Genomic DNA, 18,689 nt, shown 5'->3' on the forward strand with positions numbered 1-18,689 from the left:
GATAGTTTTAATTTAAGGAGATAGTTTATGGAAATTGCAATTGTCATCTTGGTCATTGCCTTTATTTTTATTGTGCGAAGCATCAAGGTAGTTCCTCAGCAAAACTCTTGGGTCGTAGAGCGTTTGGGAAAATACCATTCCTCACTCACACCAGGCCTGAACTTTCTGGTTCCCTTTATTGATAGCGTTGCCTATAAGCACAGCCTCAAAGAGATTCCGCTGGACGTTCCCAGCCAAGTCTGTATCACCAAAGACAACACGCAGTTGCAAGTCGATGGCATTTTGTATTTTCAAGTCACTGACCCAATGCGTGCTAGCTATGGCTCATCAAACTACCTTATCGCTGTCACGCAGCTAGCCCAGACATCGCTGCGCTCTGTGATCGGTAAACTCGAACTGGATAAAACCTTTGAAGAGCGCAACTTGATCAATGCCCAAGTAGTCGCCGCGATTGACGAGGCTGCGCTCAATTGGGGTGTGAAAGTTCTGCGCTACGAGATCAAAGACTTGACCCCGCCAAAAGAAATTTTGTTGGCAATGCAGTCGCAAATTACAGCTGAGCGTGAAAAACGCGCCCTGATTGCAGCTTCTGAAGGTCGCCGCCAAGAGCAAATCAATATTGCAACTGGCGAGCGCGAAGCATTCATTGCCCGCTCAGAAGGTGAAAAACTAGCCGCTATTAACAATGCAGAAGGTGAAGCCGCGGCGATTCTTGCAGTTGCAACCGCCAACGCACAAGCCATAGAACTGATCGCCTCTGCGATTAGCCAGCCAGGTGGTGAAAAAGCGGTGCAATTAAAGGTCGCAGAGCAAGCTGTCGAGGCCTACTCCAAAGTAGCCAAGGATGCCAAGACCACCTTGATAATACCGGGCAATATGACTGAAGTTTCCGCACTGGTCACCTCCGCCATGACCATGATAGGCAGCGTTGGCGGCAAGGCATAAATCTTTAAACGATAAGTTCGAATGACAACACTCAATGTTTTAGGCACAGAACTTGTGCCCTGCTCTTACGATCCGCTAACAGGCTATTTTCGGGACGGCTGTTGCACCACAGATGAAACAGACCAAGGTTCGCACTTGGTTTGCGTGCGGGTGACACAAGCGTTTTTAGAATTTTCTGCAGGACGCGGTAATGACCTCGTTACACCCAGGCCCGCTCACCGTTTTGCAGGACTTAAAGCCGGCGACCGCTGGTGCCTTTGCGCCAATCGCTGGATTGAAGCTTTGCAAGCGGGCATTGCGCCGCCTGTGGTGTTAGAGAGCACGCATCAAAAAACGCTGGAGTTCGTGGGTTTATCTGAGCTTGAAAAAAATCGATTTCAAGGTGTTGCTCAATAAGTAAGAGAAATTGGCAGATGTGAAGATTCTCACTGCTATACTTAGAGGCTAAGCGGAAGGGTGGATGAGCGGTTTAAGTCATACGCCTGGAAAGCGTACGTAGGGTTATACCTACCGCGGGTTCGAATCCCGCCTCTTCCGCCAAAAGTTAATAACTTCACGAGTTTTCCATGTGAGACTAAAAAACGCAAATTAGCCCAGAATTTCTGGGCTTTTTTGTGCCTGTTTGAAACGTGGTGGCACTGGTAAGCGTGTATAGGGTGATGCCTAGCACGGACTCAAACCCCGCCTCTTCCGCCAAATGTCAATAACCTCGCGAGTTTTCCACGTGAGACTAGAAAACGCAAATTAGCCCAGAATTTCTGGGCTAATTTGTGCCTGTTTGAAACGTGGTGGCACTGGTAAGCGTGCATAGGGTGATGCCTAGCACGGGTTAGAGTCCCGCCTCTTCCGCCAAAAGTTAATAACTTCACGAGTTTTCCATGTGAGACTAAAAACGCAAATTAGTCCAGAATTTCTGGGCTTTTTTGTGCCTGTTTGAAACCTAGTAGCACTGGTAAGCGTGCATAGGGTGATGCCTAGCACGGGCTCAAACCCCGCCTCTTCCGCCAAAAGTCAATGAATACATGAGATTCCACATGTAATCAAAAACGCAAATTAGCACAAAATCTCTGGGTTAATTTGTGCTCGCATCAAAAGAGATCGCACTAATAAGTGTGCATAGGGTTATTCCTAGGACGAGTTCGAACCCCACCTCTTCCGCCAAAAGTCAATGAATCTATGAGTCATCCACATGCATTCAAAAACGCAAACTAGCCCTGATGTGTTGAAGTGCTTCTCGTATTAATCCACCAACGCCGCATAAACCAAACTACGGAACAGCGGCCTGTAATACTCCCGCTGATTGGGGGCTTGGATCATCATCAGAGCAAATAAGTCTTGTGCTGGATCGACAAAGAAAGTGGTGCCAGCAATGCCGCCCCAGTAATACAAGCCTTGACTGCCTGGCACTGCAGCTAGGCCGCTGGCTAAACGTACTGCAAATCCTAAGCCAAATCCGTGTCCGGCTGGTAGCAACAGAGGTGATGCGCCGTGCGGATAAATTGGTAAGTTGCCTAGATGGTCGGCTGTCATAAAGTCCACCGTTTGCGGGCTTAATAGGCGTACTCCGCCCAACTCGCCGCGGTTGAGCATAAATTGTAAAAAGCGTGCGTAATCCATGGCCGTTGAGACCAATCCGCCGCCGCCAGACTCTAACAAAGTTCCGCTTGCGACGTCTTTGCGTACGTCAATTAGCATAGGTGGCGGGCCGCCATCTGGATCGCTTGCAAATGGTTCTGCAATACGGTGCTGCTGAGCCTGTGGCACTGAAAATGCGGTATCCACCATGCCCAATGGCATCAAAATTTGATGGCGCAAAAATGAACCCAATGTTTGTCCGCTGATGACTTCTACTAAACGCCCCAACACATCAGTGGCGCGGCTGTACTCCCAAGCCGTACCGGGTTCTAACTGCAAAGGCAATGATGCCAAGGTCTCAGAAAATTCGGCATTGGTGCGTTGGCGCGAACCGATGCGCGCCTCAGCGTACTGTTTTTGCACCGTTGAAGTTCCTAAAAACTCATAGGTTAAACCGGCAGTATGGCGCAGTAAGTCGTGCACAGTAGCTGGCTTGGCTACTGCGTGTAATTTAACTTTTTTCTTGCCTTCTTCGGTGCGAGCTACTTTTTGTTCGGCGTACTCCGGTAAATACTTTTCTATCGGGTCGGCCAGCAACACACGACCCTGTTCCATCAACATCATGATGGCCAACGAGACCAAGGGTTTAGTCATTGAGTAGATACGGAAAATCGATGCCTTATCCATGGGCTGCGCCGTCTGCGGATCTTGCTCACCCAGACTTTCAAACAGCGCGATCTTGCCGCGCCGTGACACCAGCACCACCGCGCCAGGCAATCGTTGATTGTCAATTTCGCCTTGCAGCGTGGTTAGCAAATCTGCGGCACGCTGTGGGCATATGCCGACTGTTGCTGGGTTTGCAGTGGGCAGCTTTTTGACGTTGGCGATTTTGTTCATCTTAGATGTGGCGGTTGTGAATGAATGATTTGTCATGATAGGCGGATATTCAAACTAAGTTTTGTCGCGCAAGTTGGGCCTATAGCTTTTCACTTTGCATCGGCACGCAATAGTCATAAGTAATGCGCTTTTCATCTGTTTGATATAGCGCGTTAATTGAGCGCGGAATCTCAATGCGCAAACCATGCGCCTTCAGTTGGCTGACTCGCCACTTGCGCAAGTAGCTTGTGCATTGCCGTTTCTGTGGGCTAAGGCTTGAGCGCTTAAAGACGACTCAAGCCGTCAGCGGTTTCAAATTCCCCAGCAAGGTGGGAATAAGTTCTGACACCGTGGGGTGGATATGCACGGCGCGTTGAATCACCGTGTAGGGCGCACCTGCTGTCATCACGTCGACAATGCAGTGGATCACCTCATCTGCCTCAATGCCTAGCAAAGCGGCACCCAAGATTTTTTTACTCTCAGCATCAACGATGACGCTCATCTCTCCTTGGGTTTCGCTGCGTTCACGGGCGCGCCCGACACGGGCCATGGACATTCGCCCCACCAAAGCGGGCTTGCCGGAAGCCAGTACTTCGCGTTCCGTCAATCCCACACGCGCTAGTGGTGGATCAATGAATAAAGCGTAAGTGGCAATCCGGTCATTGACTAAGCGCGGGTCTTTATCCAACAAGTTGGCCGCGACTATTTCAAAGTCGTTCCAAGCGGTATGGGTAAAAGCACCACGGCCATTGGCGTCGCCCATGGTCCAAATACCTTGGACGTTGGTGCGCAGTTGGTCATCAACCTCGATAAACCCGCGATCGTTGCTTTTCACACCGGCTAGGTCTAGCCCAAGGTCATCAGTATTTGGCTGGCGACCGACGGCTAACAATAAATGAGAGCCTGTCAGCTCTATCGGCTGGGCGTCAACATTTGCTGAGACAAAAACACCGTTAGCGTGCTTAGCAATGTGTAAGTCAGCGACATTGAGGTGAACCGCTATGCCTTCGTTTTGAAGAACTTCTTGCACCGCTAATGAGACCGCCGCATCTTCCCGAGCAATTAAGCGCGGACCCATTTCAAGTACTGTGACTTGGCTACCAAAACGCCGATACATCTGGGCGAACTCCAAGCCGATATAGCTGCCGCCAATAATGATGAGGTGTCTTGGCAGGTAATCTATATCCAATATGCTGGAGCTGGTGAAAAATTTCACATCGGCCAAGCCGTCTATCTTGGGCACCGATGGCCGCCCGCCTACATTGATAAAAATTTCTTTAGCTTGCAGTAGTGCTTGGTTTACCTTGATGGTGTTTGCGGATTCAAAGCGCGCATGACCTTCGATGATTTCGAGGTTGGGTGTGCTTTTTAACCAATCCGTTAGACCTTGGTTGGACTGCTTGACGACAGCATCTTTGCGCGCTTTGACGCGTTGCATATCGACTTCAATCGGGCCTGAAATCATGACGCCAAATTCGCTCGCATGTCGGGCGACGTGGGCGGCCCGTGCACTGGCGATCAATGTTTTAGTCGGTGTGCAACCGACATTAACGCAAGTTCCACCCATCAGTTTTCGTTCAATAATGGCAGTTTTACGACCACTTTGAGCCAGTCGAACGGCCAACGCAGGGCCGGCTTGGCCAGCGCCAATCACCACAGAGTCAAAGTTTTGCATCGTACACCTCACGGTAAAACTCGACTCTACATCAACTTTTTATCCAGACGGTGCACTGAATTTTTGTCTTGCAGTGCTAAAAATAGTCCCTGTTAATTAGGTTGAACGCCTCAAAAAAATCCCGGTATCTGCTTTGTAAACAGCGTTTTACAAGCTGTTTTTATGGGTCGAAAAAATCTTGATATTCTTAATTTAGCCACTACAAACGCTTACACATTTACGCAAATAATTTTTAATAGTGTTGTGAAATATCGTTTTACGGTGCGGTTGCTCGCCGCACAGCATGCTCCCACTCACCCATACGCTCTTGAGCTTTGCTGCGTGCCATAGTGGGCAAAAAAGTACGTTGAACCCGCCACTTAGCGCTCAACTCGTCTGTCCCAGCATATAAACCGGTACCCAAACCCGCCAAATAAGCCGCGCCCAGTGCTGTAGTTTCAATTACCGCTGGTCGCACGACAGGTATGCCTAACAAATCGGCTTGAATCTGCAGCAACAAGTCGTTGGCACAAGCGCCGCCGTCGACGCGTAATTCATTGACCGGACGGCTGCCGTTAGCCACTGCATCACGGCTCATGGCGTTGAGTAAGGCTGCACTTTGAAAAGCGATGCTTTCAAGCGCTGCGCGCGCAATGTGTGCCATGGTGGTGCCGCGCGTGATGCCAGTAATAGTGCCTCTGGCCTCGGGGTTCCAGTAAGGCGCGCCCAAGCCGGTAAAAGCCGGCACCATCATCACGCCACCGGAGTCCGGCACACTTTGGGCTAAAGCTTGTACTTCACCACTCGCTTGTATGGCTTGCAGGCCATCGCGCAACCACTGCACAACGGCACCGCCCACAAAAACGCTGCCTTCGATTGCATAAGCTTGTGCCCGAGTGGGCTGGGCGGCGCTGGTGGTGAGCAAGCCGTTGGTTGAAGTCTGAAACTGATCACCCGTGTGCATCAGCATAAAGCAGCCCGTACCATAGGTATTTTTAGCCATGCCGGCTTTAAAACAGGCTTGACCGAACAAGGCGCTTTGCTGATCACCCGCGACGCCGCCAATGCGAATCGCGCCGCCTAACAAAGCGCTGGAAACGCTGCCAAAGTCGGCGCTGGAGGCTTTTACCTTTGGCATTAAGTTGGCGGGGATGTCTAGCAAGGCCAGTAATTCTTCATCCCACTGATTGGTACGCACGTTAAACAGCATGGTGCGTGAAGCATTGCTCACATCGGTTAAGTGCAGCGCTTGTGATCGCGTACTGCTATCGCTGCCGCCTGTGAGTTGCCACATCAGCCAGCTGTCGACGGTACCAAAAGCTAACTCTCCAGCCTCGGCCTGCTTGCGTGCATCAGGCACATTTTTTAACAGCCATTGCAGCTTGGTGCCGGAAAAATAAGCATCAACCAGCAAGCCAGTTTTAGCTTGAATCATGTCCGCCTTGCCTTGGGCACGCAGTTCAGCACAAACCGGTTCAGCCCGTCGATCTTGCCAGACGATGGCGTTGTGGATCGGCTGGCCAGTCTTGAGGTTCCAGACCACTGTGGTTTCGCGCTGGTTGGTAATGCCCACCGCATGAATGTCTTTGGCGGTTAAGCCGGCCTTGGCCATGACACGTTGGGCGGTGGCTAATTGGCTGCGCCAAATCACCATAGGGTCATGCTCTACCCAACCGGGTTGAGGATAGATTTGCGGCATTTCCTCTTGCGCCATGGCCACAATATGGCCGGCGTGGTCAAAAATTATGCTGCGCGAACTAGAAGTGCCTTGGTCAAGGGCCAATAAATAAGTCATGGATGCATCTCTGGTGTTGGGTAGGCGTGCTCAGTTAAGACAGACGTCTAAGCGGACATCGGCTTCTTTGAGTAAGGCAGGAAATGGATCTGGCGGCATGGCCTCAGTGAAGATTCTGTCTATCTGCGACAGTGTGGTCACTTCAACCATTGCGGGGCGGTTAAATTTGCTGACGTCGGTGGCTACCCAAACCTCGCGCGCCTGAGTAATGATGGTTTGTGTGACTTTTACTTCTCGGTAGTCGTAGTCACGCAGCGAGCCATCGGATTCAATGCCAGAAATTCCTATGACTGCGATATCCACTTTGAATTGGCGTATGAAGTCGACGGCAGACTCACCGACGATTCCGCGGTCGCGAGAGCGCACTACCCCGCCAGTCACTATCACTTCAAAGTCGACATTACGACTCAAAATAGCCGCCACATTCAAATTATTAGTGATCACACGCAGACCGCGGTGATTTAGCAGCGCTTCGGCTATGGCCTCGGTAGTCGTGCCGATGTTGAGGATAAGCGAGCAATTATTCGGCACCTGACTGGCAACGCTGCGGGCAATGCGTTTTTTGCCATCCGTATTGAGACTTTGACGTTGCAGGTGGGCAATGTTCTCTGTGGTCGAGCTAGGCACACGAACACCGCCGTGAAAACGCGTCAATGTACCGGCTTCTGCCAAACGCTGTACATCTCGGCGAACGGTTTGCAAAGTCACTGAAAGTTCGTCCGAAAGTTGCTCAACGGTTGTAGAGCCTTTGGCTTGCACGACAGCGATTAGTTTGAGTTGGCGGGGATTTAGATTCATTGCGAGTGCTTGGAAAAAAAGCGAATGACTTACTTTAAAAGGAAACTAAAAGAATCCTCTAAGGGGAAACCATTATCAAATAAGAAAAAAAAGGAACAATAATCGAAACATTACGAACATAGCTGGGCATTTTAAAAAATCTGCCCGTATCAGCTGAGCCAACATAAGTGAAAGGCATGCGTCATGCAGATGGTATTAGAAGGTATCCGTAAGAACGTGGGGAGAGAAACCTGGCTACACCCCATGAGTCTTGCGCTGCAAAGTGGTGCTGTCACGGTATTACTAGGCGCAACACAAGCGGGGAAAACCAGCTTGATGCGCATCATGGCCGGACTGGACAAACCCAGCCGCGGCAAGGTTCTGGTGGACGGTAAAGACGTCACTGAGGTATCGGTTCGCGAACGCGACATCTCCATGGTTTACCAACAATTCATTAACTACCCATCGTTGACAGTGGCGCGCAATATTGCATCGCCGCTACGTCTGCGAAAGGAAGAGAACATAGACGAACGTGTACGCGAAGTTGCTGAGCGTTTGCACATAGAAATGTTTTTAGACCGCTTGCCCGCTGAACTCTCGGGTGGACAACAGCAACGCGTGGCGCTGGCACGTGCTTTGATCAAAAAAGCACCGTTAATGTTGCTGGACGAGCCGCTTGTAAACCTAGATTACAAACTGCGCGAAGAATTGCGCTTAGAGCTTTCCGCTTTATTTGCCACCGGCGAGTCGACAGTGGTTTACGCTACGACCGAGCCCGGTGAAGCTTTGCTGTTGGGCGGCTACACAGCGGTACTCGATTGCGGCGAATTGCTGCAATACGGTCCAACCGCAGAGGTTTTTCACCAACCGATTTCACTTCGTGTCGCGCGCGCTTTTAGTGACCCACCCATGAATTTATTGCTCGCAGATGCTTCAGCGCAGGGCGTGCAACTACGTGGTGGGCCCGAGTGCCCGTTAGACAACGCATCAATACCGGCTAAAAAAGCGACTGATATCACCATGGGTTTGCGCGCGATTGCACTACGTGTAACCCCACGCCCAGGCGATGTGGCATTGACCGGTACTGTCGATCTGGCCGAAATTTCTGGCTCTGACACTTTTGTTCACGTACACAGCTCGGTTGGTGACTTGGTTGCGCAGTTAACCGGTGTTCATTATTTTCAACTCGGCGCACCCATCACACTGCACTTTAGCCCGCAAGAGGCTTATTTGTTCGACGCGACTGGCGCGTTACAGCTCGCCCCTAAGCGCGCGAAAGGAGAATAAATATGGCTCGTATAGAACTTGATTTGGCTCACGCTTACGCACCGAATCCGCAGCAAGACAGTGATTACGCCTTATTGCCGTTAAAAATGACATTTGAAGATGGCGGCGCTTACGCCTTGTTGGGGCCATCGGGCTGCGGCAAGACGACCATGCTCAACGTCATGTCGGGCTTGCTGGTACCGTCACACGGCAAAGTACTTTTTGATGGCAAAGATGTCACTAGCAAAAGTCCACAGGAACGCAATATCGCCCAGGTGTTTCAGTTCCCGGTGATTTACGACACCATGACGGTGGCTGAAAACTTGGCCTTTCCCCTGCGTAACCGCAAGATGCCGGAAGACCAAATTCGCAAACGCGTAGGCGTGATCGCCGAGATGTTGGATATGAGCGCAGAGCTCGATAAACGCGCAGCTGGTTTGGCCGCTGATGCGAAACAAAAAATATCGCTGGGTCGAGGCTTGGTAAGAGCCGACGTATCTGCAGTGTTATTTGACGAGCCTTTGACAGTGATTGATCCTTTGCTCAAGTGGCAACTGCGCAGAAAACTCAAGCAAATTCACCAAGAACTCAAACTCACTTTCATCTATGTCACCCATGATCAGGTAGAAGCGTTGACATTTGCCGAACAAGTACTGGTGATGATGCGTGGGCGCGCCGTACAGGTAGGCCCAGCAGACGCGCTGTTTGAGCGGCCAGAGCACACTTTTGTCGGGCATTTTATCGGCTCACCCGGCATGAATTTTTTACTCGCCGATGTCACCGCGCAAGGTCTGGAAGTAGCGGGTCAAGTCTTGCCCTTACCGGCTGAACCGCAATTGCCGCTCGGACCACTCAAACTCGGCATTCGTCCAGAGTACATCGATCTGGCGCCTGAAAACACCCTTGGCTCAGTACGCGGCACAGTCAAACAATTGCAAGACGTTGGCACTTATTTAATGCTGACCGTGCTAATTGATGGACAACAGGTCAAGGTGCGTCAGAGCCCACAAGCGGATCGCCTAACGCCAGGCGATACGGTGTACGTACAGCTACTGAGCGAGCACAGCTGTTTTTATATTAACGAGGAGCGGGTGTCATGAGCGCCATTAATAAACCGGTGAACCAGAAAGCCTGGTTCTTAATTTTGCCCGTCATCTTGTGCGTGGCTTTTTCAGCCATTATTCCTTTGATGACGGTGGTCAACTATTCCGTGCAAGACATCATCTCGCCCGAGCGTCATGTGTTTGTTGGCACTGAATGGTTCACTTCTGTTATGCGTGATGAAGAGCTACACAGTGCTTTGATACGTCAGATATTGTTCTCTTTATCGGTCTTGGCAGTTGAAATCCCTCTAGGCGTTTTACTGGCTTTGTCCATGCCAGCTCAGGGCTGGAAATCTTCCGCCGTGCTGGTATTGGTGTCGCTCTCATTACTAATTCCATGGAACGTGGTTGGCACGATTTGGCAGATTTTTGGTCGCAGCGATATTGGTTTATTTGGTGTCATGCTGCACCGAATGGGTTTTGAATACAGCTACACCGGTAATGCCACCCATGCGTGGTTAACGGTATTGCTGATGGATGTGTGGCACTGGACGCCACTGGTTGCGTTGCTGGCTTTTGCCGGTCTGCGCAGTATTCCAGACGCTTATTACCAAGCGGCCAGAATTGACGGCGCATCTAAGTTTGCGGTGTTTCGCTACATTCAGTTGCCGAAAATGCGCGGCGTATTAGTCATTGGTGTGCTGCTGCGTTTTATGGACAGCTTCATGATTTACACCGAACCGTTTGTACTAACTGGCGGTGGCCCCGGCAATGCCACCACTTTTTTAAGCCAGTACCTGACACAAAAAGCCGTCGGTCAGTTTGACCTAGGCCCAGCGGCCGCATTCTCACTGATTTATTTTCTGATCATTTTGCTGATTTGCTTCATTCTCTATAACTGGATGCAAAGCGTCGGCAACCAAACTACCAAGGAGTCTGGTCATGCATGAAAATCGTTTTCATAAACGCAGCATTTTCTTAATGCTGTATCTGGTATTTGCTTTGTTGCCCATCTACTGGATGATCAATATGAGCTTTAAAACCAATGAAGAAATTGTCTCGGTGTTTTCGTTCTTTCCGCAGAACTTCACTTGGGACAACTACCACACGATTTTCACTGATCCGTCTTGGTACATGGGCTACGTCAATTCAATGATTTATGTGGCAATGAACACGGTCATATCAGTCGCAGTTGCCCTACCCGCTGCGTATGCGTTTTCACGCTACCGTTTTTTGGGTGATAAGCATGTGTTTTTCTGGTTGCTGACCAATCGCATGACACCGCCGGCGGTGTTTTTGCTGCCCTTTTTTCAGCTCTATTCAACCGTCGGTTTGATGGACACCCATATTGCAGTAGCGCTGGCGCACTTACTTTTTAACGTGCCCTTGGCGGTCTGGATTTTGGAAGGTTTTATGGGCGGTATACCGCGCGAAATTGACGAGACAGCTTATATCGACGGCTATTCTTTTCCACGTTTTTTCATGACAGTTTTCTTGCCATTGATTAAAGCCGGTGTCGGCGTAGCCGCATTCTTTTGCTTTATGTTTAGTTGGGTGGAGTTACTGCTGGCACGCACTTTAACCAGTGTCGATGCAAAGCCGATTGTGGCCACGATGACGCGTACCGTGTCTGCATCCGGTATGGATTGGGCGACGCTGGCCGCCGCCGGCGCACTGACCATAGTGCCCGGCGCCATCGTGATTTGGTTTGTTCGTAACTACATCGCCAAAGGTTTCGCGATGGGTCGCGTTTAAGGAGAAAAATATGCTGGGATGGATGGCTTGGACCTTACCGGTCGCTGTATTTTTTATTTCTATTGCGCTGATGCTAGTCGGTATGACGATCTGGGAGATCCGCTCGCCTACGGTGGAGCGGCGCGGCTTTCTACCTATGAAAACCACTCGTGGTGACCGCTTATTTATTGGTCTACTCGCGGCGGCATATTTAAATCTACTGTTCTTGGGCTTTGGCTCTCGAATCGAAGCCTTGCTTAATCTTCAAGCCGAACCATCGATTTGGATTAGCTTTGTGCTTTCTATGGGACTGTTAGGCCTGATCATGAATAAGGGCTAACAGGCATGCAAGCATTTGGTTCAATCTATCCCCGGAGCCAGATTACTTTTATTAAAAATGGGGATGTGAATTCGAGGAGACATGTTATGAGATTTCGATATTCGGCAATTGCGTTCACAGTGGCTCTGGCTACTGGTCAGCTCGCACATGCGGGTGAAGCAGAGGCTAAAAAATGGATAGACAGCGAGTTCCAGCCTTCTACGTTAAGCAAAGACAAACAACTCGCTGAAATGAAGTGGTTTATTGACGCGGCGAAAAAACTCAAAGCCAAAGGCGTGACTGAGATTTCCACCGTATCGGAAACACTGACGGTGCACGAGTACGAATCTAAAACGCTGGCCAAAGCGTTTGAAGAAATTACCGGCATCAAGGTCAAGCACGACATCATCCAAGAAGGCGATGTGATTGAAAAACTGCAAACTTCTATGCAGTCGGGCAAAAGTATTTACGACGGTTGGGTCACTGACTCAGACCTGATTGGTACCCACTACCGCTACGGCGATATCATGTCGCTGACCAAATACATGAAAGAAGCTGGCAAGCCCTACACCAGTCCAACGCTGGATTTAAAAGACTTCATCGGCACCAGCTTTACCACCGCTCCAGATGGTCAGCTCTACCAATTACCAACGCAGCAGTTTGCTAACCTGTACTGGTTCCGCGCCGATCTTTTTGCGCGCAAAGACTTGCAAGAAAAATTTAAAGCTAAGTATGGGTACGAATTAGGCGTTCCACAAAACTGGTCAGCCTATGAAGACATCGCCGCATTCTTTACGGATGACGTCAAAAGCATAGACGGCAAGCCAATTTATGGTCACATGGATTACGGCAAAAAAGACCCATCGCTGGGCTGGCGCTTTACCGATGCATGGCTGTCTATGGCCGGTGCTGCCGATATCGGCATTCCAAACGGCATGCCAGTAGACGAATGGGGCATCAAAGTTGGCGCTGACAAGTGCACACCGGTTGGCGCATCTGTCTCGCGCGGTGGTGCAACCAATTCGCCAGCTTCTGTTTACGCATTGACCAAGTACATCGAATGGATGAAAAAGTACGCACCTAAAGAAGCCATGGGTATGACTTTCGGCGAGTCTGGTCCTGTGCCAGCGCAAGGCCAAATCGCTCAGCAGATTTTTTGGTACACAGCATTTACTGCTGACATGGTCAAAAAAGGTTTGCCAGTTGTGAACGACGACGGCACACCGAAGTGGCGCATGGCCCCCGGCCCTAACGGCCCGTACTGGAAGCAAGGCATGCAAAACGGCTACCAAGACGTAGGTTCATGGACTTTCTTTAAAAACCATGATGCCGACAAAACTGCTGCTGCTTGGTTGTACGCGCAGTTTGTCACCAGCAAAACTGTCTCGCTTAAAAAATCGATTGTCGGTCTGACCTTTATTCGCGACAGCGACATTCGCGCTGACTACTTCACCAAAAATGCCAACAAGTACGGCGGTTTGATTGAGTTCTACCGTAGCCCAGCGCGCGTCGCATGGACACCTACTGGTACCAACGTGCCTGACTATCCAAAGCTGGCTCAGCTGTGGTGGAAAAACGTGGCTGTAGCGGTAACTGGCGAGAAGACACCGCAAGCTGCGATGGATAACTTGGCTGAAGAAATGGATGCTGTGATGGCACGTCTGGAACGCGCAGGCATGGCGCATTGCGCACCAAAACTTGCTGCTAAACAAGATCCAGCCAAAATGCTGAGCGACACACATGCGCCTTGGAAGAAGTTAGCCAATGAAAAAGTCAAGGGTGAAACCGTTGCCTATGACAAGTTATTACAAGCATGGAAAGACGGCAAAGTTCGTTAAGTTTTAGACTTGTAAAAAAGCTCCGGCGGCTAGATTTTTTAGCAGTCGGATTCAAACAATACGGTGCGTTGACTCAACGCACCCCATAACGGTACTGGATACTTCAGAGCTTGGCTCTGAAGTATCAGTCTGAAGATATGCGCGACAACTCTCAACCTTTTCTTACTGAACGCGCCACATTAATAGCGCAGTTGGCGCAGCCGCGTCAATATGATTTAGCCATTATTGGCGGCGGCGCCACGGGTCTGGGCGTGGCGCTTGACGCGGCCCTGCGCGGTTTGAGCGTGGTACTAATTGAGTCGCATGACTTTGCCAAGGGCACGTCGTCACGCTCAACAAAATTAGTACACGGCGGCGTACGTTACTTGGCGCAAGGCAATATTTCTCTGGTGCGTGAGGCGTTGCACGAACGCTCTAGCTTGCTGCACAATGCACCGCATTTGGCCCAACCCCTGCCCTTTGTGATGCCAGCTTACCGCTGGTGGGAAGCGCCGTTTTATGGCATTGGCCTTAAAGCCTACGACGTCTTGGCCGGTAAATCTGGACTCGGTCCTACAGAATTTTTAGGCCGCGCACAAACCCGCACTTGTTTGCCATCGGTGAGTGAGAAAAATTTATGGGGTGGCGTTAAATACTGGGATGGTCAGTTTGACGACGCGCGTTTGGCGTTGGCTCTTGCGCGCACCGCAGCTGCGAAAGGCGCACTTTTAATTAATTACTGTGAAGCCGTTGGCCTGATTCATACCGACGGAAAAGTCGCTGGCCTACATTGCCGCGATACTGAAACTGGGCAAGCCATAGAGATCAAAGCTAAATGCGTGGTCAACGCTACTGGTGTTTGGGTGGATGCTTTGCGCGCACTCGACGGTCAAGCCGTAGGGCAAGTCAGCGCGCCAATGGTTGCGCCCAGCCAAGGCGTTCACCTAGTCGTTGATCGCGAATTTTTCCCTGGCGACCACGCCTTGCTAGTGCCCAAAACAGCCGACGGCCGCGTTTTATTTGCCGTGCCCTGGCTAGGCAAAGTCATACTCGGCACAACCGATACCCCGCGAAATGATTTGTCACGCGAGCCGGATCCGTTTGCACAAGAAGTCGCTTTTATTCTTGGCGAATCTGCCCGCTATTTAAAACGTGCACCGCGCCGCGAAGATGTGCGCAGCGTTTGGGTAGGTTTAAGGCCTTTGGTCAAACCGCCAGAAGAAGATGGCGGCAATACAAAAGGCATTAGCCGTGAACACACAGTAGCCGTGAGTCAAACTGGTTTGGTCACCGTGACGGGTGGCAAGTGGACGACTTACCGCGCAATGGCTGAGGACGTGTTGGAAAAATGCCAGACCTCGGGCTTGCTGCCTGCACTGCCCGCCTCTACCACCTCTGACTGCCTGTTGGTTGGTGCACCGCCTAAAGGCTCAACAACAACGCGCATCAGCGAGGAGCCGGGCGCCCACCTCTACGGTCAAGAGCAAGATGCCTTAAGCAAATTACCTGGCGCAGAAGTAATGGTGGCACCCAATTTAAGCGAAGCCATGGTGCGTTTTGCAGCGCGTTTTGAATATGCGCGCACGGTTGAAGATGTGTTGGCGCGGCGCAGCCGACTGCTGTTTCTCGATGCTCGCGCTGCAGCGACAGCCGCCCCAGCAGTTGCGGCCATATTGGCGGATGAGTTGGGCGCACCTATAACCACTAGCGAATTTTTAGCCTTGACTGAGCGTTACCTCAGCTTGCCTTGATGGTTAAATCGCTAAATTTTCAAGCAATGGCAAGACGCTTTAAGCGCTGAAAAGCCGTGAAAATTTAGCGCTGATTTTTTGGCGGCTGATAAAAAAAACGTCTCAGCGCTAGTTCATCGCCAGTTCATCGCCATCAGGAAAACCAAGTAACTTTTCCGCTTGAAATGTCGTGCATTGCACCGACAACCTTAACCTTTCCCTGTGCCACCAAATTTTTAATTAGCGGACTATTCTGCGTTACATTCATCACCGCATCCTCAACGTTTTGAGCAGCGAGTTTTTGTACTAAATCTTTGTTTTTAGAACTGACAACGCCTTTGTAATTGAGCTTGTCTAAGGAGGGTCGAATGTTCTCCAGCAAGGCTGTCAAGTTGCCGAGTTTGGCGTTATCTGCAGCGCCTTTGATGGCGCCACATTCGGTATGGCCCAACACTACAACAAGCTTAGCGCCGGCGAGTTGCGTCGCAAACTCTAAGCTTCCCAGAATGTCCTCATTGACAAAATTACCGGCGATACGCGCAGCGAAGATATCACCCAACCGCTGGTCAAATATCAATTCCGGAGGAACTCGGCTATCGATACAACCTACCACTACCGCAAATGGAGACTGCTGATTGGCAGTGTCCTTAACTTGTTTAAGCATGTCGCAATTGCGCATGGTTCCTGCAAGAAAACGGTCGTTACCAGTCTTGAGAAATTCCAAAGCTTCATCGGGTGTGGTGGCTTTTTGTGTGGTGGCGGTAAATGCCTCACAGCTTTGTGCAGCATTGGCGCGGCCAACTAAGCTTGCAGCGGATAACGCAAAAAGTGATTGCAAAGCAAAACGTCTGGGTAACATGGATTGACCTTTTTTAGATAGTTTTGTATCAGTAATTAAAAAAATATTGGCTCCTTAAAAATAAATTTAATTTAAAGCTGTGAAGATTCAAATTTGAATCATCGTGTACGACTAAGTGCAGGAACTTTGATTCCTCAGCACGTTATTTAAAATTGTAAAAATTAACCTAAATACAGAATTGTGTAGAAGTCATTAATTTTTTTAGACCAAAAATCGACTCTTATAGTCCTCTGGCGGCACAGCACAAGTGGTTAAGCTGCCGAACAATTTATAGCGATTGCGCGCCCCTAATCGATAGGCTGCATCTCTAAGAGGTGCGGGAACAATCCAGCCAATCCACGCAAGTCGCCAAGGCCAACCAAGCTTATGCAGCACACGAAAAATGGCGGCTGTGTGCTGCCACGATTGCTGACCGTCAACTAGTAATATGGTCTCTAACTTATCGACTCTTAGTCCTGCTTGGAGTAGTAGCGCCTTACCACTTTCGCTTTGAATTGAAGCGAACTGAAAAACCTTTTGATGGTCGTGCTTGAGCAAAAATTTCACCGAACCATTGCATAACAGACATTGGGCGTCGAATACAAGAATCATGTGAATTCCTTTATATAAATAAATAAATAAAAAAAAGAGCCATTTGTAATGGCTCTTTTTTTACTCAAATCAAACCGGTCTAAATCTTTAAAGGCCTAAATTATATTTTCTTAAAGTATCAAAGCAAGAGCTACTCAGCTCAAACGGTTATTGCTATTGGCCAGAGTTACTTGGATTTCAATCTCACACTTGAAATCCAAGAACTGTACTGAGTCTTCTTAAACTGACAACAGTTCTGTTTCAACTGCCTGGTGTTTTTTCACCATGCTGGCAGATGGTTGGCCAAAACGGCTGACCACAACAGTTACTAGCCAGGAAAGAATAAAACCAGGAACGATTTCATACAATCCAAACCAGCCGTTTTGCTTCCAAACTAACACCGTGATGGCGCCCACTAAAATGCCCGCCAATGCGCCGTTACGCGTCATGCGTGACCAGAACAATGACAAGATGATGACTGAGCCAAAGGCCGCACCAAAACCGGCCCATGCATAGCTAACCATGCCCAAAACTTTGGCCTCAGGATCGCTGGCAATGCCTATTGCAATCAGTGACACAGACAAGACCATCGCCCGACCAATCCAGACCAGTTCTTTTTGCGTGGCGTTTTTGCGTATGAAGGTGTGATAAATATCTTCAGTTAAAGCACTAGAGCAAACCAGCAACTGGCAAGACAAAGTGCTCATCACAGCGCCCAAGATAGCGGCGAGCAAGACACCGGCTACCCACGGATTAAACAACTGTTTAGCCAGCTCGATAAACACGGTTTCTGAGTTGGCCTTTACAGCAACGGCTGCATCAGCGTTAGCTAGAAAATAAGGAATACCAACAAATCCGACCCCCACCGCACCGGCTAAACACAAGATCATCCAAGTCATGCTGATGCGGCGCGCTGTTGGAATAATTGACACCGATTCGGCCGCCATAAAACGCACCAAGATATGCGGTTGACCAAAATAACCAAGGCCCCAAGCAATTAGCGAGACAATGCCGACAAACGAGGCGCCTTGCATCATGTCTAGCTGCGCTGGCTTCATCAATTCAACGATTGTCTGAGCTGGCTGTAAATCTCCGCTCACAGCGAAGTACGCGACTACCGGCGTGACGATTAAAGCAGTGATCATCAATGATGCTTGGATAGTGTCCGTCCAACTGACAGCCAGAAAGCCACCAATAAACACGTATGCAATTGTGCAAGCTGCACCGACCCATAAAGCGGTGTCATAAGGCAGGCCAAACATATTTTCAAACAGTCTTGCACCAGCGACTACGCCGGAGGCGCAATAAACGGTGAAAAACACCAAAATCACCAACGTCGTGAGTATGCGCAGCAAATTAGCCTTGTCCTCAAAACGGTTGGCGAAGTAGTCGGGCAGCGTTAACGCGTTACCGGCTCGTTCGGTGTAAAGCCGTAACCGTGCGGCGACAAAACGCCAATTGAGGTATGCGCCAATGATTAAACCCACACCAATCCAAGCTTCGCTTAGCCCGGATAAATAAATTGCACCTGGTAGACCCAGAAGCAGCCAGCCGCTCATGTCAGAAGCCCCGGCTGACAGCGCAGTGACAAAGCTGCCAAGACTTCGGCCGCCCAAAATGTAGTCGTCTAAGTTTTGAGTGCCGCGATAGCCTAAAAAGCCTATGCCAAGCATTGCAAGCAAATAGATGCCGAAGGTGATTAGGGTGGGATCCGTTAAGTTCATGAAGG

At 50.0% G+C, this 18,689-nt stretch carries 16 protein-coding genes and 1 tRNA gene; 10 read left to right on the forward strand and 7 right to left on the reverse strand.

Annotated features, from left to right (window positions below):
* The first annotated feature begins 27 nt into the window (after nt 1-27).
* The 3 genes from HC248_RS08505 to HC248_RS08515 all read left to right on the forward strand — a co-directional run bounded on the left by HC248_RS08505 (nt 28) and on the right by HC248_RS08515 (nt 1,485).
* The gene (locus tag HC248_RS08505; protein ID WP_168922116.1) at nt 28-945 is read left to right on the forward strand and encodes an SPFH domain-containing protein; all 918 of its coding nucleotides are present in this window, start codon (nt 28-30) and stop codon (nt 943-945) included.
* A 21-nt stretch (nt 946-966) separates the two neighbouring features.
* Nucleotides 967-1,341 (forward strand): DUF2237 family protein, encoded by a 375-nt coding sequence (locus HC248_RS08510; protein ID WP_168922117.1) that lies wholly within the window; start codon nt 967-969, stop codon nt 1,339-1,341.
* A 54-nt stretch (nt 1,342-1,395) separates the two neighbouring features.
* Nucleotides 1,396-1,485 (forward strand) — tRNA-Ser (locus HC248_RS08515).
* A gap of 699 nt (nt 1,486-2,184) precedes the next feature.
* Here the strand turns inward: HC248_RS08515 and HC248_RS08520 are convergent.
* From HC248_RS08520 to HC248_RS08535, 4 genes are all read right to left on the reverse strand, one after another.
* A complete protein-coding gene (locus HC248_RS08520) occupies nt 2,185-3,453 on the reverse strand; it encodes a serine hydrolase domain-containing protein (RefSeq protein WP_238342767.1) in 1,269 nt (422 codons plus the stop codon).
* Between the two features lie 238 nt (nt 3,454-3,691).
* On the reverse strand, nt 3,692-5,071 hold the full coding sequence (locus tag HC248_RS08525) for an FAD-containing oxidoreductase (protein ID WP_168922118.1): 1,380 nt from the start codon (nt 5,069-5,071) through the stop codon (nt 3,692-3,694).
* Nucleotides 5,072-5,327: 256 nt separating this feature from the next.
* Nucleotides 5,328-6,845, reverse strand: a complete 1,518-nt coding sequence (gene glpK / locus HC248_RS08530) for a glycerol kinase GlpK (protein WP_168922119.1) — start codon at nt 6,843-6,845, stop codon at nt 5,328-5,330.
* Between the two features lie 30 nt (nt 6,846-6,875).
* Nucleotides 6,876-7,643, reverse strand: a complete 768-nt coding sequence (locus HC248_RS08535; RefSeq protein WP_168922120.1) for a DeoR/GlpR family DNA-binding transcription regulator — start codon at nt 7,641-7,643, stop codon at nt 6,876-6,878.
* A gap of 183 nt (nt 7,644-7,826) precedes the next feature.
* Here HC248_RS08535 and HC248_RS08540 point away from each other — a divergent pair, with 183 nt between their 5' ends.
* The 7 genes from HC248_RS08540 (at nt 7,827) to HC248_RS08570 (ending at nt 15,552) form a co-directional block, all read left to right on the forward strand.
* A complete protein-coding gene (locus HC248_RS08540) occupies nt 7,827-8,909 on the forward strand; it encodes an ABC transporter ATP-binding protein (RefSeq protein WP_168922121.1) in 1,083 nt (360 codons plus the stop codon).
* A gap of 2 nt (nt 8,910-8,911) precedes the next feature.
* A complete protein-coding gene (locus HC248_RS08545; RefSeq protein WP_168922122.1) occupies nt 8,912-9,988 on the forward strand; it encodes an ABC transporter ATP-binding protein in 1,077 nt (358 codons plus the stop codon).
* Nucleotides 9,985-10,881, forward strand: coding sequence for a carbohydrate ABC transporter permease (locus HC248_RS08550; RefSeq protein ID WP_168922123.1), 897 nt, complete (start codon nt 9,985-9,987; stop codon nt 10,879-10,881). Before HC248_RS08545 ends, HC248_RS08550 begins: the two co-directional genes overlap by 4 nt.
* Nucleotides 10,874-11,686, forward strand: coding sequence for a carbohydrate ABC transporter permease (locus HC248_RS08555; protein WP_168922124.1), 813 nt, complete (start codon nt 10,874-10,876; stop codon nt 11,684-11,686). Before HC248_RS08550 ends, HC248_RS08555 begins: the two co-directional genes overlap by 8 nt.
* Before the next feature lie 10 nt (nt 11,687-11,696).
* Nucleotides 11,697-12,005, forward strand: coding sequence for a DUF2160 domain-containing protein (locus HC248_RS08560; RefSeq protein WP_168922125.1), 309 nt, complete (start codon nt 11,697-11,699; stop codon nt 12,003-12,005).
* Between the two features lie 86 nt (nt 12,006-12,091).
* Entirely contained in the window at nt 12,092-13,822 is a 1,731-nt protein-coding gene (locus HC248_RS08565; RefSeq protein WP_168922126.1) for an ABC transporter substrate-binding protein, read from the forward strand.
* Nucleotides 13,823-13,959: 137 nt separating this feature from the next.
* A complete protein-coding gene (locus HC248_RS08570) occupies nt 13,960-15,552 on the forward strand; it encodes a glycerol-3-phosphate dehydrogenase/oxidase (RefSeq protein WP_168922127.1) in 1,593 nt (530 codons plus the stop codon).
* 133 nt (nt 15,553-15,685) lie between these two features.
* On the opposite strand, the gene HC248_RS08575 is transcribed toward HC248_RS08570, so the two are convergent.
* The 3 genes from HC248_RS08575 to putP form a co-directional block, all read right to left on the reverse strand.
* On the reverse strand, nt 15,686-16,390 hold the full coding sequence (locus HC248_RS08575) for a carbonic anhydrase family protein (protein ID WP_168922128.1): 705 nt from the start codon (nt 16,388-16,390) through the stop codon (nt 15,686-15,688).
* Between the two features lie 201 nt (nt 16,391-16,591).
* Nucleotides 16,592-16,981 carry a thiol-disulfide oxidoreductase DCC family protein gene (locus HC248_RS08580; RefSeq protein ID WP_168922129.1) on the reverse strand — a complete coding sequence of 130 codons (390 nt, stop codon included), beginning with the start codon at nt 16,979-16,981 and terminating at the stop codon, nt 16,592-16,594.
* A gap of 218 nt (nt 16,982-17,199) precedes the next feature.
* Nucleotides 17,200-18,684: a sodium/proline symporter PutP gene (gene putP / locus HC248_RS08585; RefSeq protein ID WP_168922130.1), complete on the reverse strand. Its 1,485-nt coding sequence runs from the start codon at nt 18,682-18,684 to the stop codon at nt 17,200-17,202.
* Nucleotides 18,685-18,689 lie beyond the last annotated feature (5 nt).

The organism is Polaromonas vacuolata, from assembly GCF_012584515.1.
GTDB classification, from domain to species: Bacteria; Pseudomonadota; Gammaproteobacteria; order Burkholderiales; family Burkholderiaceae_C; genus Polaromonas; species Polaromonas vacuolata.

Bases quoted from the DNA above. Each gene is read 5' to 3' on its own strand.
- HC248_RS08575 (WP_168922128.1), bottom strand. From the start codon at position 16,390: ATGTTACCCAGACGTTTTGCTTTGCAATCACTTTTTGCGTTATCCGCT.
- glpK (WP_168922119.1), bottom strand. From the start codon at position 6,845: ATGACTTATTTATTGGCCCTTGACCAAGGCACTTCTAGTTCGCGCAGC.
- HC248_RS08570 (WP_168922127.1), top strand. From the start codon at position 13,960: ATGCGCGACAACTCTCAACCTTTTCTTACTGAACGCGCCACATTAATA.
- HC248_RS08565 (WP_168922126.1), top strand. From the start codon at position 12,092: ATGAGATTTCGATATTCGGCAATTGCGTTCACAGTGGCTCTGGCTACT.
- HC248_RS08510 (WP_168922117.1), top strand. From the start codon at position 967: ATGACAACACTCAATGTTTTAGGCACAGAACTTGTGCCCTGCTCTTAC.
- HC248_RS08535 (WP_168922120.1), bottom strand. From the start codon at position 7,643: ATGAATCTAAATCCCCGCCAACTCAAACTAATCGCTGTCGTGCAAGCC.
- HC248_RS08540 (WP_168922121.1), top strand. From the start codon at position 7,827: ATGCAGATGGTATTAGAAGGTATCCGTAAGAACGTGGGGAGAGAAACC.
- HC248_RS08505 (WP_168922116.1), top strand. From the start codon at position 28: ATGGAAATTGCAATTGTCATCTTGGTCATTGCCTTTATTTTTATTGTG.
- putP (WP_168922130.1), bottom strand. From the start codon at position 18,684: ATGAACTTAACGGATCCCACCCTAATCACCTTCGGCATCTATTTGCTT.
- HC248_RS08560 (WP_168922125.1), top strand. From the start codon at position 11,697: ATGCTGGGATGGATGGCTTGGACCTTACCGGTCGCTGTATTTTTTATT.
- HC248_RS08545 (WP_168922122.1), top strand. From the start codon at position 8,912: ATGGCTCGTATAGAACTTGATTTGGCTCACGCTTACGCACCGAATCCG.
- HC248_RS08520 (WP_238342767.1), bottom strand. From the start codon at position 3,453: ATGACAAATCATTCATTCACAACCGCCACATCTAAGATGAACAAAATC.
- HC248_RS08550 (WP_168922123.1), top strand. From the start codon at position 9,985: ATGAGCGCCATTAATAAACCGGTGAACCAGAAAGCCTGGTTCTTAATT.
- HC248_RS08525 (WP_168922118.1), bottom strand. From the start codon at position 5,071: ATGCAAAACTTTGACTCTGTGGTGATTGGCGCTGGCCAAGCCGGCCCT.
- HC248_RS08555 (WP_168922124.1), top strand. From the start codon at position 10,874: ATGCATGAAAATCGTTTTCATAAACGCAGCATTTTCTTAATGCTGTAT.
- HC248_RS08580 (WP_168922129.1), bottom strand. From the start codon at position 16,981: ATGATTCTTGTATTCGACGCCCAATGTCTGTTATGCAATGGTTCGGTG.